Source organism: Caballeronia sp. M1242 (assembly GCF_017220215.1).
Classification (GTDB): Bacteria; Pseudomonadota; Gammaproteobacteria; order Burkholderiales; family Burkholderiaceae; genus Caballeronia.
This window is the reverse complement of record NZ_CP071129.1, coordinates 1,340,626-1,363,648: the sequence shown is the minus strand read 5'-3', so window position 1 is coordinate 1,363,648 and position 23,023 is coordinate 1,340,626. Positions and strand designations below refer to the sequence as shown.

Here is a 23,023-nt window from a genome sequence, read left to right as displayed (position 1 = left end):
GCAGTGCCGTCGCGGTGGCGCCTGTCGTCCTGAAATTCTGAGGCTCGGTCGCGCGGCTGAGTGACACGCTTTTTGACACAGTAGCGGTTCCCGAACGGCCGTCCCTGGACGACGCATTTGGCGCTATCATGGCGCGCTTTCTTCGGGCGCGGCATGCCGCCGCGCCTGCCGTCTTACCGTCAGGACACGCGGCTCGCCGGGCGCTCGATGCGCTGCGCCGCGCGTGCGTTCTCCCGCCCTCGGGCACAAAAAGTCATGGATGTCATCGTCATCGGCGGAGGAATCGCCGGCATCGCCACCGCTTATCAGTTGCACGCGGCCGGGCATCGCGTCTCTGTGATCGAGCGCCACGCGACCGTCGCGCAAGGCGCGACGTACGGCCAGGGCGGCGCGCTTCTGCCCTCGCCGCTCGACGTCTGGTTCGGGCCGACATTCATGGCGTCGAGCCGCGCGAAGCAAAGCGGCATGATCGTGAAAACCGGCTTCGACGGCGCCGCGCGCGATTTTCTCAAGCGACTCGGCGAGCTGCGCGATCCGCAGGCGTTCGCGGCGCAGTACGCGCGCCTGCAGCCGCTCGTCGAACTGTCGCGGCGCGCGCTTGCCGATATCGAAACGCGCTTCGAGCTCGACTACGAGCAGCGCGTCGGCATGCTGCACGTCTTCCGGCACGCCCGCGAACTCGACGACGCGCAGCCGGCCATCGAACTTCTGAAGAGCTTTGGCGTGCCCCACCGGCCGCTTGCGCCGGACGAATGCGTGCGGGCGGAGCCCTCCGTGCCGGACGATCCCGCGTTCGCAGGCGGCGTTCTGCTTCCCGAAGAACGCACCGCCAACTGCCCGCTTTTCACGAAGCAACTCAAGCAATTGCTGGAAGAAGCCGGCGTCGAGTTCCGCATGAATTGCGAAGTGGCGTCGCTGCGGCTCGAGGACCGGCGCGCTGCGGTCGAACTTGCTCGCTCGAAGGACGACAAGAGGCGCCATGCCGACGCCGAAGTCATATCCGCCGATGCGGTCGTCGTCGCGGCGGGCGCGGATACGCCCGCGCTCGTCGGCGGCTTTCGCTCCACGCCTTCGCTGTATCCGCTGCGCGTGCATACGCTGACCGCGCCCGTCGCCTACGAGGAACGCGCGCCGCATATCACGGTGGTCGATTCGGTGAAGCGCATCACGATGTCGCGGGTGCATCAGCGGCTGCGCGTCGGCGGCGCGGGCGTTTTCCAGAGTTTCGCGAAGGCCGACAAACCCGCGCGCGCCGGGCTCGCGCGCCGCGCCTTCGACGTGCTCGGCCAAGGCACGCACGACTGGATTCCGGGCGCCGCGCGCGTATCGGCTGCGCGTTCGTGGGACGGCTTGCGGCTGCTTTCGGCGGACGGGCTGCCGGTCGTCGGCGCGACGCGGCATCCGCGTCTTTTCGTCAACGCGGCGCACGGTCCGGCGGGCTGGGGCCTCGCGTGCGGGTCTGCTAAAGTGGTCGCGGATCTCGTCTCCGGTGTCGCGCCCGATCTTCCCGCCGAGACGCTAGCGGCCATCGGCGTCGAACGTTTTTGATTCGCGTCTGACGCGCTTCTGACGCGCTTCGAGGCGCAAGTCGCCCGCCCCGCGCGGTGTGGCATGAAGGGTGCGAGCCGGAACGCTTCTGCCTTCTTTGCCGACCCTTCGTTCGCGCCATCATGACCGCATCCGCTTCCTACTTCACGCCCGACGACGACGCGCTCCCGCTCTTCACGCTTGCGGAGCTGCGCAGTCTCGAAGCGCGAGCCGCCGCCGCGCTGCCGCCGCACACGCTGATGGCCCGCGCGGGCGCGGCCGCCGCGCAGTATCTGCTCGATGCCCTCTCCCGCGATCCCGAGGCCCGCGCGCTGCCCGTGTGGATCGCGGCCGGCCCCGGCAACAACGGCGGCGATGCGCTCGTGGTCGCCGAGCATCTGCACCGCGCGGGCGTGGCCGTCGAGGTTTGCATGCCGATAGCCGTCAAGCCCGACGACGCCCGCTGGGCGCTCGATGCCGCGCAGGCGGCCGGCGTGCCGATCGAAAGCGAACCGCCCGCGTCCTTCGACGGTTTCGGCTGGCTCGTCGACGGCATGTTCGGCATCGGACTCACGCGCCCGCTCGACGGCGTCTTCGCGACGCTGGCCGCGCGCATGTCGCGTCGCGCGCAGCAATCCGGCCGCGTGCTCGCGCTCGATGTGCCGAGCGGCCTCGACAGCGATACCGGCGTGCCCGTCGGCGGCGGCGAGGCGCTCTGCGCGAACACGACGATCACGTTCATCGGCGCGAAGCCGGGCCTCATCACCGCGCTCGGCCGCGATCTATGCGGCACGCTGCACGTCGCGACGCTGGACGTGGAGCCGCCCGCCGCGCCCGCGATCTTGCTCAACGCGACGGCGCTTTTCCGGGCGAGCCTGCCGCCGCGCGACTTCGCGACCAACAAGGGCACGTTCGGCACGCTGGCCGTCGTGGGCGGCGACACGGGCATGTGCGGCGCGCCGATCCTCGCGGCGCGCATGGCGCTCTATGCGGGCGCGGGTAAGGTCCACGTCGCGTTTCTGGGCGAAGGCGGCCCGCCGTACGACCCGCCGCATCCCGAGCTGATGCTGCATCACGTCGACGGCTTCGCGCTCGACAAGACGGATGCGCTCGCCATCGGCTGCGGCATGGGCAAGACGGATCGCGCGAAGCGCGTGCTCGCCGATGTCCTCAAGCTAGACATGCCCAAGCTCCTCGATGCGGACGCGCTCAATCTCGTCGCGACTGACGACGCGCTCGCGGGCGAAGTCGCGGCGCGCGGCCGCGCGGGCGATCCGTGCGTGCTGACGCCTCATCCGCTGGAGGCCGCGCGGCTTCTGCAATCCGACGCGAAAGCCGTGCAGGCGGATCGCATTGCCGCAGCGCGCCAGCTTTCGGCGCGCTACGCAGCTGTCGTCGTGCTGAAAGGATCGGGCACCGTGATCGCGTCGCCGGATGGCCGCGTCGCCGTGAATCCGACCGGCAACGCGGGACTCGCCACAGGCGGCACCGGCGACGTGCTCGGCGGCCTGATCGGCGCATTGCTCGCGCAAAAGCTGCCGCAGTACGAAGCGGCGCTCGCGGGCGTCTATCTGCACGGACTGGCCGCGCAGTCGCTGACCGGTCGCGGCATCGGACCGGCCGGGCTCACGGCGGGCGAACTCGCGCCCGAGGTACGCAGTCTCATCAACCGCCTGTTTTATCCGCCGAACGGCTAACGCCGCGGCGCGTGTGACGGCTTGCAAGCATCCATTCACGCATGGTCGCTATACTCCCTTTGATTCGTTGCTTCGATTCGGGCATCCGCGGCGGCACGCACCGCGTTCACGAACCTTCGATGGTCGCAGTACGCAGCCTCGGCAAACCGCATCCGCACGGACGTTTCCCACTGTCACTCTGGACTATCAGACCGCTATGACGCTCAAATCGCACCCTGCCTGGTCGGCGCTCCAATCGCACTACGATGCCATCTCCGGCGAGCGCTTGCGCGACTGGTTCGCGCCGCAAAACGACACGGCGCCGACGCGCGCCGAGCGCCTGACGTTCGAAGGCGGCGGCCTCACGATCGATTTCTCGAAGAACCGCATCACCGACGCCACGCTCGAACTGCTCGTCCAGCTCGCCGAAGAAGCCGGCGTCACGAAGCGCCGCGACGCGATGTTCGCCGGCGAAACCGTCAACGTCACCGAAGGCCGCGCCGCGCTGCACACGGCGCTGCGCGCGCAGTCGCCCGATGCGCCGTTCCACGAACAGGTGCAGAAAGAAAAAGCGAAGATGGCCGCGTTCGCCGACAAAGTCCGCGGCGGTTCGTGGACCGGCTATACCGGCAAGCGCATTCGCCATGTGGTGAACATCGGCATCGGCGGCTCGGATCTTGGGCCGAAGATGGTCGTGCACGCGCTGCATCATCTCGCGTCGAAGGAACTGGATACGCACTTCGTCTCCAACGTCGACGGCGCCGATCTCTATAGCGTGCTGCAACAGATCGACGCGGAAGAGACGCTCGCCATCGTCGTCTCGAAGACCTTCACCACGCTCGAAACCATGACCAACGCGCACTCCATGCGCGACTGGTTCCTCGAACAGGGCTGTCCGGAAGACCAGCTGTCTAAGCACTTTGTCGGCGTGTCGGCGAATACGGCCGAGGTCGTGAAGTTCGGCATCGCGAAGGAAAACGTCTTCGAGATGTGGGACTGGGTCGGCGGGCGCTATTCGCTGTGGTCGGCGGTCGGACTGTCGATCATGCTGTCGGTCGGGCCGCAGAACTTCGAGGCGCTGCTGCAAGGCGCCGACGCGATGGATCAGCATTTCCGCACCGCGCCGCTCGCGCAGAACCTGCCAGTGCTGATGGGCATGATCGGCATCTGGTATCGCAACTTCTTCGGCTCGCAAAGCGATCTCGTCGCGCCGTATTCACAGGCGCTGCACTATCTGCCGTCGTATCTTCAGCAACTGGAGATGGAAAGCAACGGCAAGTCCGCGACGCTCGACGGCGGCATGGTCGACTACCCGACCGCCGCGGTGATCTGGGGCGAGCCCGGCACGAACGGCCAGCACGCGTTCTTCCAGATGCTGCATCAAGGGCCGACCATCATCCCGATCGACTTCATCGCGCTGCTGACGCCGGAACACCCGCTCGTCGATCATCACGCGAAGCTGCTTGCGAACTGTTTTGCGCAGAGCGAAGCGCTGATGCTCGGCCGCACGCTCGAAGAAGCGAAGAAGGTCGCCGGTCCGGGCAAGGAAGAACTCGCGACGCACCTGAGCTTCCCCGGCAACCGGCCGACGACGACCATCCTGCTCGACGCGCTCACCCCGCAGTCGCTCGGCGCGCTGATCGCGCTTTACGAGCACAAGGTGCTGGTGCAGGGAACGGTGTGGGACATCAATTCGTTCGACCAGTGGGGCGTCGAACTGGGCAAGATTCTGGGCAAGGTCGTCGAGGCGGATATCACGGCAGCGAGCGTGGACCCGGCCAAGCACGATTCGTCGACGTCCGCGTTGATCGAACGCGCGCGCAAGGCGCTCAAGCGCTAAATTGCCGTTTGTGCAGACGCCCGCATCTTCGCCGATGCGGGCGTTTTCATGTCTAGACCGCGAGACCGTTGACGAGCCGCCCTGCTTCGATCGTTACGGTCGCGTCGCAGCGTTGCGCGAGTTCGGTGTCGTGTGTGACGAGCACGAGCGTCGCGCCGTTGCGCGCGTTCATCTCGAACATCAGGTCGATGATCGCGTAACCGGTCGCGGCGTCGAGGCTGCCCGTGGGTTCATCGGCGAAAAGAATGGCAGGATGCGTGACGAAGGCGCGCGCGAGCGCAACGCGCTGTTGTTCGCCGCCCGAAAGCAGCTTCGGGTAATGCCCGGTCCGTTGCGAGAGACCGACCTGATCGAGCAGCGAGCGCGCGCGCTGCGCGATCTGGTCATGCGGCATCTCCGCGCGCAGTTCGAGCGGCAGCATGACGTTTTCGAGCGCGGTCAGGTGCGGCATCAACTGGAACGACTGGAACACGAAGCCGACAGCGCCGCTTCTGAGCGCGGCGCGCTCGTCTTCGTTCAGTGCGGACAGGTCCTTGCCGAGCAGGCGAACCGAGCCGTCGCTCGCGCTGTCCAATCCCGCGAGCAAGCCGAGCAACGTCGACTTGCCCGATCCCGATGCGCCGACGATCGCCACGCTGCTACCCTTCGCGATGGACAAGTCGATGTTGTCCAGAATCGTCAGCTCGCCCGTGGCGTCCTTCACCCGTTTGCTCAATCCCCGAACTTCGATGACCGGCTCAGTATTGTTTTGCATGGACACCTTGAATAAGAACTGGAGCGCGCGCGGCTTCGTGAAGGCAGCGATCGCGAGCATGATGTTGTCAGCGGCCGCTTTCTCGCATGCTCAAGCTGCCGAGGCGCAAATGAAGCCCGCCATCGTCGTGCTGGGCGACAGTCTCTCGGCGGAATACGGCCTGCCGCGCGACACCGGCTGGGTCGCGCTGCTGCGCGAGCGGCTGGCCAAAGAGCGTCTCGATTATAACGTCGCCAATTCGAGCATCAGCGGCGACACCACGAGCGGCGGACGCGCCCGCCTCACCGCCGTGCTCGCGCGTATCAAGCCGGCAGTCGTTATTGTGGAACTGGGCGCCAACGATGCGCTGCGCGGCGTGCCGCTCGCGACCACGGAGGCGAACCTTCGCGGCATCGTCGACGCGTCGCAGGCGGCGCACGCGAAAGTGCTGCTCATCGGCATGTATGTGCCGCCCAACTACGGCCCGGACTATTCGCAAAAGTTCCACGCGGTGTATGAGCGCATCGCCAAGGACAAGCACGTCGCGCTGGTGCCGTTCCTGCTCGCCGGCATCGAAGACAAGCCTTCGATGTTCCAGTCCGACCAGATTCATCCGACGGCTCAGGCGCAACCCTTGCTATTAAACAACGTCTGGCCGACGTTGAAACCCTTGCTGGGCGCAAGCGCGTCGCAATAGCGGGACGCAAGCGCGGTAGCGGCGGGAAAAACGCGAAACGCGGCCAGGATTCTGTCATCAGACTCGCGTCACTCTTATAACCCGCTCGACATCGAGCGACTCTACAAGGAGGTCACGTGAAACATATCCCCTTGCTCGCATTGACCGTTGCGATCTCTGCCTGTGCTGCGCAGCCGCCTGCCGGCGTGCAGCAAGTCGGCACGAGCCAGAAGGCGCCGAAGGTGGTCGCGCAATGCATCTCCCAGCAGTGGGCGACGAAGTCGCAGCAGCAGGTGATTTCGCAAGACACGCTCGCGAACGACCAGGCCGTCGACGTGTTCGTTCCGGGCCAGCAGCCGCCTAACGGCGCAGCGGCCGTGGTGCGTCCGTCGTGGTCCGGTTCGGGTACGTGGGTCGGCTTCCGCGCCTCGGGCGCAGCCGGCAGCGACGCGACCGGCGACATTCAAGGCTGCCTGTAAGTCCGCGTTCGCTCTGTGATGTGCCGAGACATCGCAGGCGGCTGATTCGCGGATGACGGCCAAGACAAAGCCCCCGCTCCTTTCGGACGCGGGGGCTTTTTCGTGAGCGACGCTTGAGATGCTTACTCGTTCGCGGACGGCGCAGGCGCCGCGCTGAGCTTGACCTTCGAGCGCGCCTTCAGCGAGTCGATATAGGCTTCCATTTCGGCCTGCCCATACACCTGCGCGATCTGCTGCTGCGCGCCTGCGAGGCGGTCCGCTGCGACCGGAGCGGCCTTCTCGATGCCGTTCACGCGATAAATCGCGTAGCCGTCCGCGCCCAGATCGACGCCCACATACGCCGGCAGTTTCGATGCATCCGCCTTGAAAATCGCTGCGAGCGCGGGAGGCGGCAAGCCTTGCGCGTCGTTGCGCGAGACCGTGACGGCCGACGTGAAGCCGTCCGCCGACTTCGACTTCTGCAATTCGGCGAGCTTGGCTTCGCCTTCCTTGTGGGCGAGCGCCGCAGCTTGTTCCGCGACGACCTTCGTGCGCACCGCATCCTTGACGGCGTCGAACGCCGGCACCGTCGGCGCCTTGTAGTCGGTCACGCGAGCCGCGATCAGCGTGTTGTTGCCCACGTCGATCGCCTGCGTGTTGTAGTGCTGCTTCACCGAATCCGGCGTGAACACGGCGGCGAGGAACTTCGCGTTGTTGAGCGGATTGTCCGGCGGCAACTGAGGATTCGGCTTCGGTCCCACCGTGGCGGTCTGGATCGTCAGCTTGTACTTGTCGGCGGCGGGCTGAAGCGACTTCTCTTTCTCGTAGACGAGGTCCGTGAAGCCCTGCGCGCTGTCCGCGAAGCCCTTCGAGCCCTGCTGCGCGGCATAGTCCTTCGCGACGGCGTCCTTCACTTCGTCGAACGGCTTCGTCGCGGCGGGCTTCACATCCGTCGCCTGAATGATGTGATAGCCGAAGTCCGATTCGACGATGTTGCTGACCTCGCCCTTCTTCAGGCTGAACGCGGCGTCGTCGAATGCCTTGCCGCCCGCGATCTGGCCGGGCGCGAAGTAACCGAGATCGCCGCCCTTGTCGGCCGAGCCCTGGTCATCCGAATTCTTCTTGGCGATATCCGCGAACTGGTCCGGATGCGCCTTCACTTGTGCGAGCAGCGCTTCGGCCTTCTGCTTCGCCTTGGCTTTGTCGGCGGCGCTGGCGTCCTTCGGCGCGTTGATCAGAATGTGGCTCGCGCGCACTTCGCCCTGCGTGCGGTAACGCTGGATGTTGTCGTCGTAGAACTTCTTGAGGTCGGCGTCGCTCGGCTTCGAAGCCGCCGCGAGCGTGGCCGGCGACAGCACGAGATACTGGATCGTCGCGGTCTCGGGCGTCGCGAATGCGTTGCGATGCGCGTCGTAGTAAGCATGCAGTTGCGCGTCGGTCGGCTGGACCTTCGCGGTGTAGTCCGCGCTGCGCAGCGACAGGCCCTGCACCGACCGGCGCTGTTCGGCCAGTTCCGTCAGGTTCTGTGCGAGCGACTTCGACGTGAACGCGCTCTGCTGAATGCTCGACGGAATCTGATCGTTCGCAATCGTGTAGCGCATGCGTTCGTCGTATTGCGCGGGTGTCATGCCCTGCATCGCGAGAAGCTGCTTGTAGCGGTCGAGGTCGATGGTGCCGTCCGGCTTGCGCAACGACGCAATGCCCGGATCGGACAGCAGCGCGCGGCGCACGGCGTCGTCCGAAGCCGTGAGATGCAAGCGCTGGGTTTCGTCGGCCATGACGCGTTGCTGCACGAGGCTGTTCACCATCGCGCTGCGCGTCTCGGGCGAATCGAACATTTTGGGATCGAACTGCGCGCCGAGCATGGCGCGGGCGCGGTCGACCTGCTGCCGGAAGGCGCTTTCGTATTCGGCGCGGGTGATCTTGTGACCGTTCACGCTGGCGACGTAAGCGCTTTCGTCGAAGAAGTTGCTGAAGCCCTGAATCCCGACGATACCCAGTCCGGGCACGATGATGAGAATCAGCAGGGCCATCATCAGGCGCTGGTGGTTGCGGAAGAAGTCGAGCATGCGTTGCGCTGCGAGGTTAGACAAAACGCTCGATATTACAACAGCGGGAGGGGAAAAGGCGAAAGCCGGCGGCGTTTTCCGCTTTTTGATGCTGTGATCTTTCGTTTGATCGACGCGTGATGTCCCATCCTCGCCCGAATCGTTGCGCCAACTGCAACTTGAGAATAATTAGGATACTTAACGAGACGCGGCCAAAATAAAAATCCCGCAAGCCGTGAAGCTTGCGGGATTTCCGGTCGTTCTTGGCGGAGCGGACGGGACTCGAACCCGCGACCCCCGGCGTGACAGGCCGGTATTCTAACCGACTGAACTACCGCTCCTGGGTGCTGCTACTGCATCAATGTACTGCGTGCCGCTGGAAGTGGTGGGTGCTGAGAGGCTCGAACTCCCGACCTACGCCTTGTAAGGGCGCCGCTCTACCAACTGAGCTAAGCACCCGGATTTCTGTTCGCCTGGAACAGAAGAACCGGTGAATTGCACCGTTCCCAGCGAGTCAGCTAGTTTAGCGCATCCTTCAGGGCTTTACCAGCGCGGAACTTGGGAATTTTTGCCGCTTCGATGGTGATCGCCGCGCCCGTGCGCGGATCGCGACCGGTGCGGGCGACGCGCTCGCCTACCGCGAAGGTGCCGAAGCCGACGAGCGTCACTGAATCGCCCTTTTCCAGCGTCGCCCGCACGCCGTCGATGACCGCTTCGAGCGCTCGCCCGGCCGTTGCCTTGGATATATCGGCTTGCTGCGCGATATGGTCGATCAGTTCCGTCTTGTTCATTGTTTCCCCAAATCTGTAATGGCACGTTGTAATCGATTTTTCGGTCCGCCGTCATTCGCGAACCGCATCGCGCCTGAGCCGATGCGCGGCCATTAAACGCAGCCGAAACTGCCGTGTCAACGAGGGTTGCGCCCGATTGGAACGCGTGCTCGGGCGACTTAGAAGCGGCAGCCGAAAAAAAACCCGCGGACGAAGCCGCGGGTTTCGATTGATGCCTTGAGACGCTCAGTGTTTCACGACGTCGCCCGTAGCGGGCTGGTCTTTCTGCGCTTCCGCTGCCACCGGGGTCGCTTTCGCTTCCTCTTCCGGCAGCGGTTCGGGCAGACGTTCCAGCGCCAGTTCCAGCACGCGGTCGATCCAGCGAACCGGCACGATCTCGATGGCGTTCTTCACGTTGTCGGGGATGTCGGCCAGATCCTTCGTGTTCTCTTCCGGGATCAACACGAGCTTGATGCCGCCGCGATGCGCCGCCAGCAGCTTCTCCTTCAACCCGCCGATCGGCAGCACTTCGCCGCGCAGCGTGATTTCGCCGGTCATCGCCACGTCCGCGCGCACCGGAATGCCGGTCAGCACGGACACGAGCGCCGTCGTCATCGCGATACCGGCGGACGGACCGTCCTTCGGCGTCGCGCCTTCGGGCACGTGGATGTGGATGTCCTTCTTCTCGAACGACTCATCCGTGATGCCGAGACGCCGCGAGCGCGAGCGCACGACCGAGCGCGCGGCCTCGACGGATTCCTTCATCACGTCGCCGAGCGAACCTGTGCGGATCACGCCGCCCTTGCCCGGCATGACCGCCGCTTCGATCGTGAGCAGATCGCCGCCCACTTCCGTCCACGCGAGACCCGTCACCTGACCGATCTGGTTTTCCTTCGCGGCCAGACCGAAGTCGTACTTGCGCACGCCGAGGAACGTGTCGAGGTTCGAACCGTCCACCTTCACCGCGCCATCCGCCTTCTTCAGGAGCAGCATCTTCACGACCTTGCGGCAGATTTTCGACACTTCGCGCTCGAGCGAACGCACGCCCGCTTCACGCGTGTAGTAGCGAATGATGTCGCGGATAGCCTGCTCCGCCACCTCGATCTCGCCTTCCTTCAGGCCGTTGTTGCGCTTTTGCTTCGGCAGCAGATAACGCTGCGCGATGCTGACCTTCTCGTCCTCGGTGTAACCCGAGAGGCGAATCACTTCCATCCGGTCGAGCAGCGGCGGCGGAATGTTCAGCGAGTTCGACGTCGCGACGAACATCACGTCCGACAGGTCGAAGTCCACTTCGATGTAGTGGTCCGCGAACGTATGGTTCTGTTCCGGATCCAGCACTTCGAGCAGCGCGGAAGCCGGATCGCCGCGGAAATCCATGCCCATCTTGTCGACTTCGTCGAGCAGGAAGAGCGGATTGCGCACGCCGACCTTCGCCAGGCTTTGCAAAATCTTGCCCGGCATCGAGCCGATGTACGTGCGACGGTGGCCACGAATCTCGGACTCGTCATGCACGCCGCCGAGCGCCATGCGCACGAACTTGCGATTCGTCGCGCGGGCGATGGACTGCCCAAGCGACGTCTTGCCGACGCCCGGAGGCCCGACGAGGCACAGGATCGGCGCTTTCACCTTCTCGACGCGTTGCTGAACCGCGAGATATTCGAGAATGCGTTCCTTGACCTTTTCGAGGCCGAAGTGGTCTTCGTCGAGCACGCGCTCCGCGTTCGAGAGGTCGTTGTTGACCTTGCTCTTCTTGCGCCACGGCAAGCCGATCAGCGTGTCGATGTAATTACGCACGACGGTCGCTTCAGCGGACATCGGCGACATCAGCTTCAGCTTCTTGAGCTCGGCGTCGGCCTTCTTCTTGGCTTCCTTCGGCATGCGCGCGGCGGCGATGCGCTTCTCGAGTTCTTCGAGATCCGCGCCTTCTTCGCCTTCGCCCAGTTCCTTCTGGATGGCCTTGACCTGTTCGTTCAGGTAGTACTCGCGCTGGCTCTTCTCCATCTGACGCTTCACGCGCCCACGGATGCGCTTCTCGACCTGCAGAATGTCGATTTCAGCTTCGAGCTGCGCAAGCAGGTGCTCCAGCCGCTCGATGACCGGGAACATCTCGAGGATGTGCTGCTTCTGGTCGAGCTTGAGCGGCAGATGCGCGGCGATGGTGTCAGCGAGACGACCCGCCTCGTCGATACCCGACAGCGAGGTCAGGATCTCCGGCGGAATCTTCTTGTTGAGCTTCACGTACTGATCGAACTGCGAGACGATCGCGCGGCGCAGCGCTTCGGTCTCGGCGCTGTCGGCGTGGTCCGGTTCGAGCGGCATCACGTCGCAGGAGAACTGGGTTTCCTGCTCTTCGATCGAGAGCGTCTTTGCCCGCTGCAAGCCTTCGACGAGCACTTTCACGGTGCCGTCCGGCAGCTTCAGCATTTGCAGGATGTTGGCGACACATCCCACTTCGTACATGTCTTTTTCGGTCGGCTCATCTTTCGCCGCCGTTTTCTGGGCGACGAGCATGATGTGCTTGCCGCCTTCCATCGCGGCTTCGAGTGCCTTGATCGACTTGGGCCGCCCAACGAAGAGCGGAATCACCATGTGCGGGAACACGACTACGTCGCGCAGCGGGAGCAGCGGCAACGTGATGCGTTCCTGCGGGAGGAGTTGGGTTCCTGACATTTCATTTCCCCATTAATGGAATCGGTTCGTTCGTAAGTAAGGCCGTTAAGAGCTATTGCAAGCCTTTATCGGAAGGGAAAAGTCGGTAGTCCAAGTTCGTCAGTAACGTCCACAAGATAAACCGAAAAATAAAAACAAAGGCCGTTCACGTCGCCATGAACGGCCTCTCGCCGACACACAGCCCGATTTAGTTCGACCCTGCTACTTTCGGTGCGTCTTCATAGATGAGCAACGGTTTGCCGTCGCCGTCGATGGTGTTGTCATCGACGATCACCTTCGACACGCCCTTCATCGTCGGCAGTTCGTACATCACGTCGAGCAACGCCTGTTCCAGAATCGAGCGCAGCCCGCGCGCGCCGGTCTTGCGGCGAATCGCCTTTTGCGCGATGGCCTGCAGCGCGGCCGGACGAATCTCCAGTTCCACGCGTTCCATGGCGAAGAGCTTGTGATACTGCTTCACCAGCGCGTTCTTCGGCTCGATGAGAATCTTCACGAGCGCGGCTTCGTCCAGCTTGCCGAGCGTCGCCACGACGGGCAGACGGCCGATCAGTTCCGGAATCAGGCCGAACTTGATCAAATCTTCCGGTTCCACTTCGCGCAGCACTTCGCCGGCGTCGCGATCCTGCTTGCTCTTCACGCTCGCGCCGAAACCGATGCCGGTCTTTTCCGTGCGGTCCGTGATGACCTTCTCCAGACCGTCGAACGCGCCGCCGCAGATGAACAGGATGTTCGTCGTATCGACCTGGATAAAGTCCTGGTTCGGGTGCTTGCGCCCGCCCTGCGGCGGCACCGAAGCCATCGTTCCTTCGACAAGCTTCAGCAGCGCCTGCTGCACGCCCTCGCCCGACACGTCGCGCGTGATGGACGGGTTGTCCGACTTGCGGCTGATCTTGTCGATTTCATCGATATAGACGATGCCGCGCTGCGCCTTGTCGACTTCGTAGTTGCAGTTCTGCAGCAGCTTCTGAATGATGTTCTCGACGTCTTCGCCGACGTAACCCGCTTCGGTGAGCGTGGTGGCGTCCGCGATCACGAACGGCACGTTCAGCATGCGCGCGAGCGTCTGCGCGAGCAGCGTCTTGCCGGAGCCGGTCGGCCCGATCAGCAGGATGTTGCTCTTCGACAGCTCGATGTCGTCCTTCTTGTCGAGGTGCTTGAGCCGCTTGTAATGGTTGTACACGGCCACCGCGAGAATTTTCTTCGCGCGTTCCTGGCCGATCACGTACTGATTCAGGATGTCGCTGATTTCCTGCGGGCTCGGCAGGTCGGACTTGGTCAGCCCGGCCTCTTCCGCCGCGCCGGCCGCTTCATCGCGAATGATCTCGTTGCACAGGTCGATACATTCATCGCAGATGAACACCGACGGGCCGGCAATGAGCTTCTTCACCTCATGCTGGCTCTTTCCGCAGAACGAGCAGTACAGCAGCTTCTCGCTGCTGGAACCTTTTTTGTCCGCCATAAATGTGTAAGCCTCCGGACACTCTTGTTACATGATACGCCCTTCGATCCGGCCACGCAGATTCGACTCCGCGCGCCCGCCACGAAAGGCGTTTTGGCGTTGCGCCGCATGCGCCATCCGCATTGCCCAGCCCTGTTTCCGGGGCCGGCGCGGCGCCGCTCCGGACGCCTTCAGGGACGCTTGTGCAGCACCTGGTCGACGATGCCGTAGGCTTGCGCGTCGTCGCCGGACATGAAGTTGTCGCGATCCGTGTCGCGCGCGATGCGCTCGACCGGCTGACCCGTGTGATGCGACAGCAACTGGTTTAGACGTTCCTTCAGGTACAGAATTTCCCGCGCCTGAATTTCGATGTCCGACGCCTGGCCGCGCGCGCCGCCGAGCGGCTGGTGAATCATCACGCGGGCGTTGGGCAGCGCGACGCGCTTGCCCTTCGCGCCCGACGCCAGCAGGAACGCGCCCATGCTGGCAGCAAGCCCCATGCACAGCGTGGAGACGTCCGGCTTCACGAACTGCATGGTGTCGTAGATCGCCATGCCGGCCGACACCGAGCCGCCCGGGCTGTTGATATACAGGCTGATGTCCTTGTCGGGATTCTCGCTTTCCAGGAACAGCAACTGGGCGACGACGAGATTCGCCGACTGGTCGTTGACCTCGCCGACGAGGAACACCACGCGCTCCTTCAGGAGCCGGGAATAAATGTCATAGGCACGTTCGCCACGGCCGCTCGTTTCCACGACCATCGGGACGAGGCCGAGCGCCTGGGCTTCGAAGTCCCGCGGAGCGTGGGACGCCAACGTATCGAGCAATTCAGCGCGAAAGGTCATGCAATTTCCTTGTTCGGAATAGGGATACTGATCGACGAAGGAACATCCAAAAGAACGGCACGTGCATGCACAACTTTAATGCAAAAAAGGCGTGCGGGCCGCCCTCCGACGACCCCGCACGCCCCTTGGCTTTCCGCGTCAGGCTTGCGCCGTTGCGCTGGCCAGTTCCTCGAAGCTAACTTCCTTGTCGGTCACCTTGGCCTTGCCGAGCACGAATTCGACGACGTTGCTTTCCACGACGTACGCTTCCATTTCGGCGAGGCGCTGCTGGTTCGAATAATACCAGCGGACGACTTCCTTCGGGTCTTCGTAGCTTTTCGCGAATTCGTCCACTTCAGCGCGGATCTGTTCGGGCTTCGCCTGCAGGTCGTTCGCCTTCACCAGCTCGGCCAGCACGAGGCCCAACTTGACGCGGCGCTCGGCCTGCTCGGCGAACATTTCCGCCGGAATCGGCGCGTCCGCTGCGTTCGGCACGCCGCGCTGCTGCAGGTCCTGACGCGCCATTTCCACCAGACGCTGCTGGTCCTGCTCGATCAGCGCCTTCGGCACGTCCAGCTCCGAAATCTTCAGGAGCGCGTCCATGACCTGGTTCTTCACGATCTGCTGCGTGCGGCGCTTGGCTTCGCGTTCCAGATTGTCCTTGATCTCGGCGCGCATCTTCGTGAGATCGCCGTCTTCGATGCCCAGCGACTTCGCGAATTCCGCGTCCACTGCGGGCATATGGGGCCATTCGACCTTTTTCACAGTGATCGTGAATTGCGCCGTCTTGCCCGCCACTTCCTTGCCGTGGTAGTCCTCGGGGAACTTCAGGTCGAATTCGCGCGTTTCGCCGACCTTCAGGCCGGTCGCCGCCTGTTCGAACTCCGGCAGCATGCGGCCTTCGCCGAGCACGAACGCGAAGTCCTGCGCGCTGCCGCCTTCGAATTCCACGCCGTCCAGCTTGCCGACGAAGTCGAGCGTCACGCGGTCGCCGTTCTGCGCAGCGGTGTCCGCGCCGCCGTCGCCGTGCTCGCCGCCTTCGCCGCGCGGGTGGAAGTGCACGCGCTGCTTGCGCAGGATTTCGAGCGTGCGGTCGACTTCGGCTTCCGAAATGGTGGTGACGGTGCGCTCGATTTCAGCGGTGGCGACATCGCCCAGCTTCACTTCCGGGTAGACCTCGAAGGTCGCGTCGAACGAGTACGCGTCGGCGGCCGGCTCGGCCTTCGGCGCGAAGCTCGGCTGGCCCGCGACGCGCAGGTTTTCCGCGCGCGTGACATCGAAGAACTCCTTGCCGACCTTGTCGCTCAGCACTTCGGCCTCGACCTGGCCGCCGTACTGCTGCGTCACCATCTTGAGCGGCACCTTGCCCGGGCGGAAGCCCGGCATGCGCACGTTCTTGGCCAACTGACGGATGCGCGAATCCACTTCCTTCTGCACCGAGTCTTTCGGCAGGGAAATGGTCAGGCGGCGTTCGAGCTTGCCGAGGTTTTCAACTACGTTAGCCATGGCTTCAATCGTCCTAGAGTAATTCGGTGTTCGTTCGGTGGTCGGTTCTTCCGCGGTTCTAAAGGCGCGGGTCCGGTGAGCTTGCCGGCGCTCGCCACTTCGACGCCCGATTCGCGAAAGCGCACGTCATGCGCGTTTCGAAGACGCCCGGACCGTCGCCGAGCGAGTCAGCCAACAGAGCCCAGCATTTTAGCAAACAAATCAGGCCGGCCTGCTTGCGCGAACGCGCATGAAGCGTTTCGCGGGGTTTTTGGCGGATTTAGGGCGCGGATACGGCGTAAATCCCCGTTTTCCGGACGGTCGCGGCCGCGCACAATTCCCGCTATCGCAGCCGCGCTATTTTGCCGGACAAAGCGCGCTGCTAAGCTTGCCGCGCGTCGTTGACCCAATCTGCGCGCAGTTGTCCGACGCCGCGCCTCAAACAGAACATTCGAGACACCATGCCTACTACGTCCGCCACGCCCGCTCCCGTTGTCGTCATCGCGCCCGATTCGTTCAAGGGATCGCTCTCCGCGCAAGGCGTCGCGAACGCGATCGCGGAAGGCATCAGGCGGGCGCGGCCCGACGCGCAAATCCGCATTCGCCCGATGGCCGATGGCGGCGAAGGCACCCTCGACGCGATGCTCGCGGCCGGCGGCGAGCGCCGCATGCTCACCGTGCGCGGCGCGGCGGCGGCACGCCGCGACGCCGCGACGGGCCTGCTCGCCGATGGCAGCGCGATGATCGAGACGGCGGAGGTCGTCGGCATCACGGACCCGGACGGCATGGCCGTGCCCGTTACCGAACGCAGCACGCTCGGCATGGGCGAGGCGATCCGCGCGCTCTTCGACTCCGGCGCGCGCCGGTTCTTCGTCGCGCTCGGCGGCAGCAGCACGAACGACGGCGGCGCCGGGCTGCTCGTCGGCCTCGGCGTGAAGCTCTTCGACGCCGACGGCAACGAACTCGCGCCGGTGCCGTCGTCGCTCGCGAGGATCGCGCGTGTCGACGCATCGGGGCTCGATCCGCGCGTGAAGGAAGCGGAGTTCGTCGGCATGTCGGATGTCGATAATCCGCTCACCGGCGAGCACGGCGCGACCGCCGTCTTCGGGCCGCAAAAAGGCGTGACGCCCGAGCAGATCGCCACCATCGACGCCGCCCTCGCCCATTTCGCGGACCGGCTTGAACCGGCGATGGGTCTCGTGAAACGAAACGAGCCGGGCGCGGGCGCGGCGGGCGGTCTCGGTTTCGCGCTGCACATGCTGGGCGCGCGCTTCGAGACCGGCGCGGAAGTCGTGGCGCGTGAAATCGGTCTGGACGCGGCGCTGGAAGGCGCGAACTGGCTCATCACGGGCGAAGGCCGCTCCGACGTGCAGACCCTGCATGGCAAGGCGCCCTTTATTGCCTGCAAGCATGCGCGGGCGTCGGGCGTGCCGGCGTCGTTGCTCTCCGGCGCGATCGATCCGGCCGCGCTGCCGCGCCTCTCGGAATTCTTCAGCGGATGCTTCTCGCCCGCGCCCGGCCCGATCACGCTCGATGTCGCCATTCGCGACGCCGCGCGTCTGCTCGCCAATGAAGCGGAGCAACTGACGCGCTTGAAATTCGGCGTCGCGTGAGAAAGGGGCGGCGCTAGATTTGCGCCTGTGACCGCGCCGGGTTCTCGCCCGCGCCCGGCCCGATCACGCTCGGTGTCGCCACTCGCGACGCCGCGCGTCTGCTCGCCAACGAAGCGGAGCAACTGACGCGCTTGATGTTCGGCGTCGCATCAGAAAGGGGCGGCACTAGATTTGCGCCTGTGACTGCGCCGGGTTCTCGCCCGCGCCCGGCCCGATCACGCTCGGTGTCGCCATTCGCGACGCCGCGCGTCTGCTCGCCAACGAAGCGGAGAAACTGACGCGCTTGAAGTTCGGCGTCGCATGAGAATGGAGCGGCGCTAGATCTGCGCCTACGACCGCGCCCTGATTCTCGCCCGCGCACAGCTCCATCACGCTTTATGTCGCCATTCGCGACGCCGCGCGTCTGCTCGCTAACGAAGCGGAGCAACTGACGCGCTTGAAGTTCGGCGGCGCATGAGAAAAGGCCGCCGTCTGGTTTGCGCTGACCCCGCCCCGACTCGCGCTTGATGTCGCCATTCGCGACGCCAAACGAAGCCGAGCAACTCGCGCGCTCGAGCTTCGGCGTCGCCTAATAGCGTCAGCCTTGCGCTCGTGCCCGCGAGCCGAACGCGAGGCGGTCGAGACACCAGACGGCGAGCATCGTCAGCCCCATCAACGGGAAAATCGCGCCGACGAGCGCGAGGCCGGCGCGCCACACGCGCATCGGCGGGCGATTCGCAGGCCGCGACGGCGCCCCGAGCGTGCGCGACCGACGGCGCTTGAACCACATCACGACGCCGGTCACGGACAGCGCGGCCAGCCCGAGCGAGATCGCCGCACACACGATCTGATTGGCAATGCCGAAATAGCGCCCCATGTGCAACGACGTGCCATACGAGATGAATCGCGCGACCGCGCCATAGGTGCCGTACGAGATGTCGGACAGCACGCGGCCGCTGTACTGGTCGATGTGCAGCGTGCGTTCCGAGCGTGGATCGGCGGGAAAATACGACACCGTGTAGACGCCCGTCGGCGACGTGGGCAGCGCGATCCCGTAGTCGCTCGTCACGCCCTGTTTCGCGGCGAGCGCAATCACATCGTCGAGAGAGCGGTTCGCCGCCGCCGACGCCTTCGCGGTCTGCGGCACGTCCCTCGCGCCGACGGCCCACGGCGTCTGATGCAGCGGGAGATCGTCCATTTTCATCGGCATGGCGTGCATCGCGTGATCGGCGGGCACGCTCGAATGCACATGCGCCTCGCCCCACGCCCCTTTCGGATAGCCGAGCGATGCGGACGTCGCCAGCGCCTTGAACTGCTTGCCCCACGATCCGGACCACGGCAGTCCGCTGAGCACGAAGAAGAGCGCGCCGATAGCGAGCCACACGCCGCCCACCGCGTGCAGATCGCGCCACCACGCGCGGCCTTCGAGCGTAAGACGCGGCAGCCACACGCCGCCCGCGCGACGGCCCGCGCCGCCCCACGGCCACCATAGCGCGACGCCCGTGCCGATCATCACGAGCGTCCAGCATCCCGCGAGTTCCATCGCGAGTTCGCCGGTCTTGCCGAGCATGAGCCCGCGATGCAGATTGCGGATCTGCTTCATCAGCCGATGCTCGACGGAGAGCGTGCCGAGCACCGCGCCGTCGTACGGATTCACGTACACGCTCTCGCTCTCGCCCGAAGGCAGGCGGAACACGAATTCGGCGCTGCGCGTGCGACGCGTGTCGATCTGGGCGAGCGTCGGCACGGCGCCGCGCGGCTCGTGGGCGACGGCTTTGGCGAGCAGCGCATCGGTGGAAAGACGCGGGCCGTGTGTATCGGCGACAACCATGCGGTCGCGGTACAGCATCGGCTCGATCTGCGGCTGAAAGCAGTACAGCGTGCCCGTGATGGCGAGCACGACGAGAAGCGGCATCACGAAGAGGCCGGCGTAGAAATGCCAGCGCCACAGCGTGCGGCGCTCGGCGACGGCGTCGCCCTGCGTCGAAGCGGGCGTAAAGGGTTGTGCTTGCATGACGTGTCCTTTTGGAATCGAACGAATGCGAATGGATGGAGATCAGATGCCGATGCGTCCTTCGACATAGAACGTGCGTCCCGCATACGGGTGGAACACGTAGTAGCGGCGATCGAACAGGTTATCGACGCCGATGCCCAGTTCCGTGCGCTTGGTCGGCTTGTAGGAGAACTTGGCATCGACGACGGCGTAGGTGCTCGTGCCGCCATACGTGTCCGGATTGATGTCCGTGTTCGTAAGCGTGTTGTACTGGCGTCCCGAATAACGCACCGCGAGCGTCGCGGCGGTTTTCGCGTTCGCGCGATAGGTCGCCACCGCATTCGCCCGCCACAGCGGAATGCGATAGAAGTACTTGCCCACGGACGCCGGATTGCCGCTGTTCGCGAGAATCTTCGACTGCGTGTACGCGACGTTGGCGGCGAGATCGAGTCCGCGCAGCCACACGTCCTGACCTTCGTAGCTCGCTTCGGCGCCGCGCGAACGCACCTTGTCGATGTTCTGGAAGTTGGTGATGTTCGGAATGACGGTCGTGTTCGTCTGACTCAGAATGGTGTTCTTTACGTCGTCCTGAAAGAGCGTGAAGCGATAGATGCCGTTGCGGTGCGCCCATTCCGCGGTCAGTTCTTTCGAAAGATCGTCCTCGGGCTGCAGGTTCGGATTGCTGTTGACGATCGACACGCCGTTGATTTGCCCTTGAAACAGCTCGCCGACAGTCGGAAAGCGGTACGCCCGCCCGATGGATGCGCGCAACGTTAGATCGTTCGTGGCGTCGAATGAAAGCGATGCCTTGGGCGACCAGTGGCTCTGGCTTGCATCGGCGTAATCGAGCGATGTCGCGCCGACGGCCCGCGTGCCGTCATAGGCATTCCAGTTCTCGTAACGCAGGCCGTAAGTGAACGCCCAGCGCGGCAGGAAGCGCCACGCGTCCTGCGCATAGATCGCTTGCGTGCGGGTGCGCCCGCCGAACGCGTTGGCGAACGAGATGCCCGCGTCATCGCGCCATGCGGCCGTGTTCGAGCTTACGTTGTCCAGAAAGTAGTTGTCGTAGTGATAGCCGAACGACAGCCCATGCGCGGCCAGTCCCGAACGAACGGTCGGCGTCCAGCTTGTGCGCAAATCGAGCGACTTCCATCCCGATCCGGAGCCGTCCGTGAGCGTGCCGGGGCCGTCGCCCGGCACCCCAGAAGTTGCCGTGCGCGCGATGCTCTGCGTGATGTCGAAGTACGACGCGATGGCTTCCGCGTTCCAGCCGGTGTCGTGGTGCGTGCGCAGCGTGAGGCCGTAGAGAAAGTTTTCGCTCGATCCCATGCTCGGCGCGAACGTCGCGGCGGGAATCGTGTATCCGAACCCGCCGATGTTCACGCGCCCGCTATACACCGGGTTGCCGGCCGCGTCGCGCAGAAAGGTCGTCGTGTCGCTGTTGTATTTCTGATGCCAGTAGCCGAGCGTGAAGCCGGCTTGCAGCGTGTTCGTGATGTCGTAGGCGAGCTTCACGCGCAACTGGTCCTGAAACGTGCGCTCGATGCCTTCGGACGACGTGCCGAGCACCGCCGCGCGCGCGCCGTTCTGATCGTTGTAGAACGTCGCGCCGGTCACGGGCCGGTCGGCGGCGGTGGCGGGCGTTTTCGATTGCGCGAGCGTCGCGAACTGCAGCGGCTGCCCGGTGTTTTCCAGATGATCGACGCCGATCAGAAACGAGAGCTTGCCGATGCGGTCGCCGACGGTCGCGGTCGTGTTCGTGCCGTTGAAGCTGCGGTTGATGCCGAAGAGATCGAAGTGCTGCGTGAAGGCCTGCACTTTCGCGTCGGCTTCGAACTGCGTCGGCATGCGCGTCGTGATCGCGACGGTTGCGCCGATCGAGTTGCCCGGATAGAGCGCCGAGTAAGGACCGTAGATGACGTCCGTGCGCGCGATGTCGTCGGCGAAGACCATCGACCAGCGCGGCGCGAAGGTGAACGTGTTACCCAGGAAATTGCTGAGCAGAAGGCCGTCCGCATACACGAGGCCGCGCGCCGTTTGCGCGTTGCTCGTGCCGCGCACGGCGATGGGCGCGTTCACGTCGCCGATAAAGCGCTTGCGCACCGCCATGTTCGGCGCGTACTTGAGCATGTCTTCGGGCGTGACGACGTTCCAGTACTGTGACTCGTCCGCCGTGACGGTCGCGACGCTCGCGGGCAGGTTCGGATCGAGCGGCGATTTCAGGGACGCTGACTGCGCGCTCACCATTACCGGCGCGAGCGTGGTCTCGGTATCGGAAGCGGCTGCTGCTGCCGGCGTGGCCGGCCATGCGGCATGAGCGAAGAGGGACAGCGGCAGTGCGGCGTGCAAGGACGCGACGGTGCGACGGCGCGCGCGTCGGCGCGCTCGCGGGAGGAGCGTGAACATGGCGAAATAATTTCCTGAATGAGCTGACGAGCGAGCGCGCGCGTCGCCGGGCGCTCAGGCGCCTGACGAACAACAAAGCGATCGGACGGAGAACGGCTTCAGGAAACGATGGGCGGCGCGCGCGCAGACGCGGCGTTGAATGACTTCGAGCAGGCGGCGTCGACCGCCGCGACGGGCACCGCGCGCGTGACGCGCTCGGCAGGCGTGACCGCATGCGCCGCCGCCGACGCGACCGGCAGATGATGCGCGAGCAGCCCGCAATACGCGCAGGCGTCGAAGTGGCTTGCGGCGTCGTGATGGCCCGCGTGCTCGTCGGCGCCTACATGCGCGGCATGGTGATCAGCGTGCTCGCCGCCTTGCGCGAACAAGCTCGCTAGCGTACTGACGGTACAGAGCGGCGCCTCGGGATCGAGTGCCGCGTTGCGCTCGGCGATGCTCTGGCTGATGACCGGCGCGACAATGGCAAGCCACATGGCGGCGATGCCGAGCCATGCGACGAAGCGATTGCGCGCGTTGCGGGTCATTGGGAGCGAGAAAGCGAAACGGAAGGATTGAGCGAGATTCTAGGCAGACGTCTGCCTCGCCGCAATGCTTGCGCCCATATCGCCAGCATCGCGCGCTGCATGGCGCAGCGAGCGATGCAATCGTCACGCAAATTCTCAGACATCGCCTGACGAATGCGTTAGAATGCCCGGCTTGGCACAGTGGACCGGTGCCAGACACGGGGATGTGTCAAGTGCGGCAGGATAAAATCCGCTGCCTCGCGAAGCCCCCGTGCTGCGAGGATGGCGAAATTGGTAGACGCACCAGGTTTAGGTCCTGACGCCCGCAAGGGTGTGGGGGTTCGAGTCCCCCTCCTCGCACCACTCCCCTCACCGCTCGCTCAG

General features: G+C 64.7%; 16 protein-coding genes and 3 tRNA genes. 7 read left to right on the top strand and 12 right to left on the bottom strand.

The window, feature by feature from the left end; translation table 11 throughout:
- The first annotated feature begins 255 nt into the window (after positions 1-255).
- The 3 genes from JYK05_RS06315 (at position 256) to pgi (ending at position 5,043) form a co-directional block, all read left to right on the top strand.
- Positions 256-1,548: an FAD-dependent oxidoreductase gene (locus JYK05_RS06315; protein WP_206468115.1), complete on the top strand. Its 1,293-nt coding sequence runs from the start codon at positions 256-258 to the stop codon at positions 1,546-1,548.
- A 122-nt stretch (positions 1,549-1,670) separates the two neighbouring features.
- Positions 1,671-3,224 carry an NAD(P)H-hydrate dehydratase gene (locus JYK05_RS06310; RefSeq protein WP_206468114.1) on the top strand — a complete coding sequence of 518 codons (1,554 nt, stop codon included), beginning with the start codon at positions 1,671-1,673 and terminating at the stop codon, positions 3,222-3,224.
- Positions 3,225-3,420: 196 nt separating this feature from the next.
- Positions 3,421-5,043: a glucose-6-phosphate isomerase gene (gene pgi / locus JYK05_RS06305; protein ID WP_206468113.1), complete on the top strand. Its 1,623-nt coding sequence runs from the start codon at positions 3,421-3,423 to the stop codon at positions 5,041-5,043.
- A gap of 52 nt (positions 5,044-5,095) precedes the next feature.
- Here the strand turns inward: pgi and JYK05_RS06300 are convergent, their stop codons facing one another.
- Entirely contained in the window at positions 5,096-5,797 is a 702-nt protein-coding gene (locus JYK05_RS06300) for an ABC transporter ATP-binding protein (protein ID WP_175940283.1), read from the bottom strand.
- Here JYK05_RS06300 and JYK05_RS06295 point away from each other — a divergent pair.
- The gene (locus JYK05_RS06295) at positions 5,796-6,473 is read left to right on the top strand and encodes an arylesterase (protein WP_206468112.1); all 678 of its coding nucleotides are present in this window, start codon (positions 5,796-5,798) and stop codon (positions 6,471-6,473) included. The two genes, JYK05_RS06300 and JYK05_RS06295, sit on opposite strands and share 2 nt — an antisense overlap.
- Before the next feature lie 116 nt (positions 6,474-6,589).
- Positions 6,590-6,931, top strand: a complete 342-nt coding sequence (locus JYK05_RS06290) for a hypothetical protein (RefSeq protein WP_175940281.1) — start codon at positions 6,590-6,592, stop codon at positions 6,929-6,931.
- A gap of 122 nt (positions 6,932-7,053) precedes the next feature.
- Here the strand turns inward: JYK05_RS06290 and JYK05_RS06285 are convergent, their stop codons facing one another.
- The 8 genes from JYK05_RS06285 to tig all read right to left on the bottom strand — a co-directional run bounded on the left by JYK05_RS06285 (position 7,054) and on the right by tig (position 16,166).
- Positions 7,054-8,979: a SurA N-terminal domain-containing protein gene (locus tag JYK05_RS06285; RefSeq protein WP_206468228.1), complete on the bottom strand. Its 1,926-nt coding sequence runs from the start codon at positions 8,977-8,979 to the stop codon at positions 7,054-7,056.
- A gap of 243 nt (positions 8,980-9,222) precedes the next feature.
- Positions 9,223-9,299, bottom strand: a tRNA-Asp gene (locus tag JYK05_RS06280).
- Positions 9,300-9,341: 42 nt separating this feature from the next.
- Positions 9,342-9,417, bottom strand: a tRNA-Val gene (locus JYK05_RS06275).
- Positions 9,418-9,476: 59 nt separating this feature from the next.
- Entirely contained in the window at positions 9,477-9,749 is a 273-nt protein-coding gene (locus JYK05_RS06270; protein ID WP_175940280.1) for an HU family DNA-binding protein, read from the bottom strand.
- 225 nt (positions 9,750-9,974) lie between these two features.
- Complete coding sequence (gene lon / locus JYK05_RS06265; RefSeq protein ID WP_206468111.1) at positions 9,975-12,398, bottom strand: endopeptidase La; 2,424 nt, start codon at positions 12,396-12,398, stop codon at positions 9,975-9,977.
- 187 nt (positions 12,399-12,585) lie between these two features.
- Positions 12,586-13,857, bottom strand: a complete 1,272-nt coding sequence (clpX, locus tag JYK05_RS06260; RefSeq protein ID WP_106855990.1) for an ATP-dependent Clp protease ATP-binding subunit ClpX — start codon at positions 13,855-13,857, stop codon at positions 12,586-12,588.
- Between the two features lie 170 nt (positions 13,858-14,027).
- On the bottom strand, positions 14,028-14,681 hold the full coding sequence (gene clpP, locus JYK05_RS06255; protein ID WP_014191278.1) for an ATP-dependent Clp endopeptidase proteolytic subunit ClpP: 654 nt from the start codon (positions 14,679-14,681) through the stop codon (positions 14,028-14,030).
- A gap of 138 nt (positions 14,682-14,819) precedes the next feature.
- Positions 14,820-16,166 carry a trigger factor gene (gene tig, locus JYK05_RS06250; RefSeq protein ID WP_206468110.1) on the bottom strand — a complete coding sequence of 449 codons (1,347 nt, stop codon included), beginning with the start codon at positions 16,164-16,166 and terminating at the stop codon, positions 14,820-14,822.
- A 440-nt stretch (positions 16,167-16,606) separates the two neighbouring features.
- Between tig and JYK05_RS06245 the strand changes: the two genes are divergently transcribed.
- Entirely contained in the window at positions 16,607-17,758 is a 1,152-nt protein-coding gene (locus JYK05_RS06245) for a glycerate kinase (RefSeq protein WP_206468109.1), read from the top strand.
- A 577-nt stretch (positions 17,759-18,335) separates the two neighbouring features.
- Here JYK05_RS06245 and JYK05_RS06240 read toward each other — a convergent pair.
- The 3 genes from JYK05_RS06240 to JYK05_RS06230 all read right to left on the bottom strand — a co-directional run bounded on the left by JYK05_RS06240 (position 18,336) and on the right by JYK05_RS06230 (position 22,660).
- Positions 18,336-19,751, bottom strand: a complete 1,416-nt coding sequence (locus JYK05_RS06240) for a PepSY domain-containing protein (RefSeq protein ID WP_206468108.1) — start codon at positions 19,749-19,751, stop codon at positions 18,336-18,338.
- 42 nt (positions 19,752-19,793) lie between these two features.
- Entirely contained in the window at positions 19,794-22,136 is a 2,343-nt protein-coding gene (locus JYK05_RS06235; protein WP_206468107.1) for a TonB-dependent receptor, read from the bottom strand.
- A gap of 98 nt (positions 22,137-22,234) precedes the next feature.
- Positions 22,235-22,660 carry a DUF2946 domain-containing protein gene (locus JYK05_RS06230; RefSeq protein WP_206468106.1) on the bottom strand — a complete coding sequence of 142 codons (426 nt, stop codon included), beginning with the start codon at positions 22,658-22,660 and terminating at the stop codon, positions 22,235-22,237.
- A 255-nt stretch (positions 22,661-22,915) separates the two neighbouring features.
- On the opposite strand from JYK05_RS06230, the gene JYK05_RS06225 reads away from it, so the two are divergent.
- Positions 22,916-23,002, top strand: a tRNA-Leu gene (locus JYK05_RS06225).
- Positions 23,003-23,023: the final 21 nt, after the last annotated feature.